This window comes from Gemmatimonas sp. (genome assembly GCF_046594945.1).
GTDB lineage: Bacteria > Gemmatimonadota > Gemmatimonadetes > Gemmatimonadales > Gemmatimonadaceae > Gemmatimonas.
Genome location: NZ_JBKJRB010000061.1, coordinates 1 through 5,480 on the forward strand (window position 1 = coordinate 1; position 5,480 = coordinate 5,480).

Annotated in this window: 4 protein-coding genes and 1 pseudogene; all 5 read left to right on the plus strand. The window is 61.8% G+C overall.

Going from position 1 to position 5,480, the window contains the following annotated elements:
* Window positions 1–127 precede the first annotated feature (127 nt).
* Window positions 128–313: a hypothetical protein gene (locus ACLL97_RS07115; protein WP_411279779.1), complete on the plus strand. Its 186-nt coding sequence runs from the start codon at window positions 128–130 to the stop codon at window positions 311–313.
* 378 nt (window positions 314–691) lie between these two features.
* Complete coding sequence (locus ACLL97_RS07120; protein WP_411279780.1) at window positions 692–1,006, plus strand: hypothetical protein; 315 nt, start codon at window positions 692–694, stop codon at window positions 1,004–1,006.
* A gap of 513 nt (window positions 1,007–1,519) precedes the next feature.
* Window positions 1,520–1,855 (plus strand): annotated as a pseudogene (locus tag ACLL97_RS07125) (type I restriction-modification system subunit M N-terminal domain-containing protein); the annotation flags it as partial.
* 252 nt (window positions 1,856–2,107) lie between these two features.
* Window positions 2,108–4,600 (plus strand): hypothetical protein, encoded by a 2,493-nt coding sequence (locus ACLL97_RS07130; RefSeq protein ID WP_411279781.1) that lies wholly within the window; start codon window positions 2,108–2,110, stop codon window positions 4,598–4,600.
* 157 nt (window positions 4,601–4,757) lie between these two features.
* The coding region (locus ACLL97_RS07135; RefSeq protein ID WP_411279782.1) for a recombinase family protein at window positions 4,758–5,480 on the plus strand (723 nt) is incomplete at its 3' end.

Sequence of the window (5,480 nt, forward strand, 5' to 3'; positions counted from 1 at the left end):
GATTCGCGGTCATTGCCAGCGTTGTTGTCGCCATCCTCGCCGTCGCCTGTGTGGGCGGCGTCTGGTGGGTGCTCGAGCATCTCGGCGCGTGCTCGGTGGGGGGCGGCTGATGCTGCGGGCGTGGGTAATGACCATCCTCTGGTCGTTTGTTGCAGCGATTGTCGTCACGCAGTTCTGCGGGCGCGTGCTCGGGTGGCAGGAGGGATGGGCACAGGGGCTCGGCGTCGTGGGGTTTGCGGCCATGCATTGGTTCCGGTTTATTGTTTGGTACCCCGTCCGCTTTGTCGTCACCGGCAAGGACATCGACCAGTGATGGCCGTTGCCAAGATCGTGGTCACCACCTCGACCGGCTACGTCCTCCACGCCGTTGCCGTCTGCGAGGATGGGTTTGATCTCGACGTCGAGCTTCGTTGCCCACCGCACCGCGTCCCGCGCGCGAAGTCGAGCCACGTCATGCACCTCGCGCGGGTGTCCATCCCTCGCCGTGCTGTCGGCGGGAAGTTCACCGACGGAGGCTTGCATGCCGCTCGGGCACTTCTGCTCCGTCTGTGGAGCGGTCGATGACGACGCGAGCCGTTTGCTGCCACGTACGCAGGTCCACGGCCCGTCCCCCGACATGGGGCATCCTCGAGCCGGCCGGGGCTCCAGAGGGCCGTTCTGAGGTTTGTGGAAGTGCTCGCGAGGTGGAGCGATGATCCGCGTAGGCCATCTGGTTCGCGTGCGCTCTCGCGCGTATCACCGAATCGACGACGGCTCGGAACGATGCGCGTACCTGCTCGTGGGCGGCCTCGCGCTTATCGTAGACCTCCGTATCGTTCCCGACGGTTACGATAACCTGGTCGTGGTGCAGGGGCATCGCCGGGTGCTGGTGCCGGTGCCGCATGCGGAGACGCATCTTCAGGGCATCGCCGCAATGCCGACGAGCGCGCTCGCCTCGTTGCCGTTGGCGCGAAGCTGCTGGGCGATGCACCTCGCTGCGATTGGCCGTCCCGTCACGAGGCACTGAGCAGGTGCTCGACCGACTTTCCGGCTTGCGACACACCTCGTCGCACGCACGGGCGTCAGGCAACCTGCTCGTTAGCCGTTCCCGCCTGGTACGCCGCCGCGTACGCTCGCGTTGTCCATGCCGACCAAGCGCGCCCTTCTCGAACAGTTGTCCCGTCCCGAGCTTCAGGAAATCGCAACACGCTTCGAGCTTGAGGTTGCCGACCGTAGATCAGTCGAGGCCCTTGTCGACGCCGCATCGGTGTCACCGAAGGCGAACCTCACGGCAATCCTCGGAGATATGTCGGGCGACCGTTTGAAGGAACTATGTCGGGCGCTCGACCGCGACGATCGTGGCAAAGAAAAAACTGCCCTTATCGAGAGGCTGCTCGAATCGAAGGCCACCTCCCACGCAGCCGAAGGTTCGGACTCACACCCCGCCGAACCGCCGTCCTCGCAACCGGCAAAGGCTCCGCGCAGGTCTCGCCCCACTCAGCCCAAGAACGGCGGAGGCGATCTCGGGTTCGAGAAGACACTGTTCCTCGCGGCCGACAAGCTCCGTAACAACATGGACGCGGCGGAGTACAAGCACGTCGTCCTCGGACTCGTGTTCCTGAAATACATCTCGGATGCGTTCGAGGAGCTTCACTCGAAGCTGGTTAAGCAGGCCGACGAAGGAGCGGATCCCGAGGAGCGCGATGAATATCGCGCAGAGCGCGTGTTCTGGGTGCCGAAGGAGGCCCGCTGGGCGGAGATTCAGAAGGGCGCGAAGCAACCAGAGATCGGCCAGAAGATCGACGCCGCAATGGAGGCGGTCGAGCGGGATAACCCGTCGCTGAAAGGTGTTCTCGCCAAGAACTACGGCCGCCCCTCTCCAACCGAGCGGCACGAGGCGTTGATCCCGTCGTCGCGACGTAAGCCGATGCGCCGCGCGGAGCGAGTCCGGCCACGGACGTGAGGTCGGCGCTCGAGGCGGAGGACATTGCCCGCAGAATTTCGGAAGCAAAGCTCTCGGCGAGGCGGGCGGTCACCGTGTGGAGGTCGGACATGGCGCGCCGATTACACCACGGCACCACCCGCAGAACCATGAGCGAGGGACGATGCGTGCGGGTACGATGCCGGGATGGGGATGGACGAGGCGTTCGAGATTGCGAAGGGGGTCCTCGCGCTTTGGAAGGCCGGACTCAGCGTCGAGGGAAAGGAACTCTCCGAGACGGATACGCGTCTAAAGCTCATTGACCCAGTGTTCGGTGACGGCCTCGGCTGGTCGGAGACGTACATCATTCGCGAGGAGCCTGTGGACGAGGGCTTCGTCGACTACACGTTCCGAAAGACGGGCCGAAACTTCTTCCTCCTCGAAGCAAAGCGGGTCCTACCAAACTTCGATCTGCCGGTGCGTAGCGACCCAGAAATCGTCACCATTGGCGGCGCGGCGCTTTCCGATAAGAAGCTGCAGAAGGCCATTAGGCAGGCAGCCGGTTACGCCCCCAACCTCGGCTGTCCATTTTGTGTGGTAACGAATGGATATCAGTACGTCATTTTCCCGGCGATCCAAGAGTTGCCGCTCGCCAAACGCAAGGCGGTGCTCCTCGCTGACATCACGGCACCGGCATGCTTCAAGATGCTGTACGAGCTTCTTTCGTACGATGCGGCGACCGGCTCTGCACTACGTCGGTACTTTGCGTCTCTTGAGGAAGTAGAGACGCTCACCACGCCGCTCTCGTTCGTCGACAACCCGGACCGGGAACTCACGCGAAATCGCCTGTGGAGCGTTCTGAACCATCTCGCCACGCGCGTTCTCGAAGATCGCCCGGAGTCGCGCATCGAGATTATCGAGAACTGCTACATCACGACCCGCGAGACACGGGAAACGGACTCGCAACTTCGCGACCTCCTCGCGCGCCAGCCGCCAAGGCTCATTCGGGAATCGGGAAGCAGCGCGGTTCGTCCGTTCTCCCGCGAGAAGACCTCGATCGGTCACGCGCTTGAATCAGCGATCAAAGACCGCAAGACCGGCGTCTATGTGCTCACCGGGGGCGTAGGCTCGGGCAAGACGACATTCCTTGCCCGGTTCCAGCACGTCGTTGAGCCTGCGCTCGTGAACGAGTTCTGCGCATGGTTCAAGGTGGACTTCCTCCCTTCGGGGAAGCCGCCGTCTGGCACGTTGACGGGAGAAGACGACATCGAGAGTTTTATCTTTCGTGCTGTCCGCAAGCAGATCGGCGAGGGCTACGCTAACGAGATCAAGACCGACGGTGAATCTCTCCGGGTGCTTTTTGCCGACGAACTCGCCCCGCTCAAGGACACGCTCCTATACGGGATGGCGCAGGACAGTGATCACGCACGCGCGATAGTAAACAGTCAGGTCCACGACTTGTTTCATCGCGACAAGGCGTTTGCAAAAGCAGCGATCCGGCGTCTTGTCTATTTGGGCCGGAGGCCGGTGTTCGTCCTCGACAACTCCGATCAGCTTGGAGAGGACTTTCAGGAGCGCGTCTTTCTGCTGGCAAAATCTATGCAGGATGAATTCAAGGCCATCTGCATCGTGTCGCTCCGAGATGAGAAGTTCTACGCGGCCTACTATCGAGGCGTCTTCAACGCCTTCCCCACTTCAAAGTTCCACATTGGAAGCCCCGATCTTCAAGACGTGCTCCGTCGTCGCTTGGAGTACGGGCTCGCCCTGATTGACAAGAACCCTGAGGAGTTCTTTCCGGCCGCACAAGAAGCGGAAGCTTCTCTGAAGCTCGACGACTGCAAGCGCCTGTTGGAAATTTTCATCCGTAGCGTGACCTATCGCAACCGGAACATCGTGCGGATGGTCGAGTCGGTCGCCGGCGGCAACATCAGGTTCGGCCTTGAGATCTTTCGAGATTTCGTCGGGTCCGGCAATACAGACGTAACGGCTATCCTGCAAACTGACCGTGGCCGAGGCGGGTATGTTGTGCCGTTTCACCAGTTTGCGAAGTCTGTGACCCTCAACAACTCTGAGTTCTATCACGCGGGCAAGTCCTCAATCGTAAACGTCTACGCACGTTCCGCCGGTGTCCGTTCTAGCCATTTTACGCGCCTTCGTCTGCTGTCGTATATGCATGATAATCAAAAGTCAGCGTCGGCGCACGGCGAGGGCTACGTTGACATCGATACGCTACGGGAGGATTTCCTAGGGGCGTTCGACAATCCCGAAGACCTGTCGCAATCCCTCGCGCACCTCGTGCGTTCATTCTTGCTCGATTCCGAGCCGCCTCGCGTCTTCGACGCGGACGCGCAGGCGTACAAGATCGCGGCATCGGGTGCGTATTACCTGAAGTACCTTGCGCAGTCGCTGGCGTACGTCGATCTCATGCTGTACGACACCGCAATCGCGGATACGACGCTCGCACGCAATCTCGCTGCGATAGCGCGTGCTCGGGACCTCAACGTTCGGTCAGAGCGCGTTCAAACGTGGTTGCACTACCTCGCCGAAGAGGAGGCGCGGGAGCTTGCGCTGGTTCCGCCGTCCTCCGCCTTCTCCGCGCCGTTGATGCCGGCAATCATCGCGCAGATCAATACCGAGCTAGAGACTCTCTCGCAGAGACGCGCATCGCCCTCGACGCCAGGCCCAAGCTCGGCCCGCTGACGGCGACGCAGGGCTGTGCGAAGCGTGATACGCACTTCAGTCGTATGTAATTCGACCGTTATCTATATTAATGCGGCCGCGCGCGTCGGTCCACAGGCAAGTCAAATGCCAACAGCATCGCTGAAAATGAATCGTCTAATCGTTTATATTGATACGCATGTCGCACTTGACTCGTGTTGTCTGTTATGCGCGCGTAAGCACATTAGGACAAGCCGAGGGAGGCGTCTCTCTCGACGCGCAGGTCGCTAAGCTCCGCGCGTTCGCCGAGGCCACCGACCTCGAAGTGGTCGATGTGATCCTCGACGCTGGAGCATCCGCCAAGACGCTGGATCGCCCCGGTCTCCAGCGCGCTCTCGCGATGCTGAACGGCGGCGAGGCGGATGGTGTACTCGTCACCAAGCTGGATCGGCTTACGCGGTCGGTACGCGACCTCGGTGATCTCGTCGACCGGTACTTCTCATCCAAGTTCGCGCTGCTCTCCGTCGCCGACTCCATCGACACGCGCTCCGCCTCGGGCCGTCTCGTGCTCCACATCCTCGGCAGCGTGTCGCAGTGGGAGCGCGAGAGCACGGGCGAGCGAACGAAGGAGGCGCTGCGGGAGGTGAAGCGGCAGGGAGGGCGTGTTGGTGCTGTCGGCCTCGGTCTTCGCCGTATCGAGCACCGAGATGGTGATGGTCGTCTCGTCGTCGAGGTCGCCCCTGAAGAGCGCGCCATCGTCGAGCGCATCGTGGGGCTCCGTCGCGAGGGCCTCGCGTACCACGCGATCGCCGACATCCTCACCCGCGAGCAGATTCCCACCAAACGCGGTGGGAGGTGGTTTGCGGCGACAGTTCGTGGAGTTGCTTTGCGCGAGAAAGTTGGCGCAGTCGCTTTGACCCCG

What these genes read in the sequence shown, in the direction of transcription:
- ACLL97_RS07115 (WP_411279779.1), top strand. Translation starts at nt 128, where the DNA reads ATGACCATCCTCTGGTCGTTTGTTGCAGCGATTGTCGTCACGCAGTTC.
- ACLL97_RS07120 (WP_411279780.1), top strand. Translation starts at nt 692, where the DNA reads ATGATCCGCGTAGGCCATCTGGTTCGCGTGCGCTCTCGCGCGTATCAC.
- ACLL97_RS07130 (WP_411279781.1), top strand. Translation starts at nt 2,108, where the DNA reads ATGGGGATGGACGAGGCGTTCGAGATTGCGAAGGGGGTCCTCGCGCTT.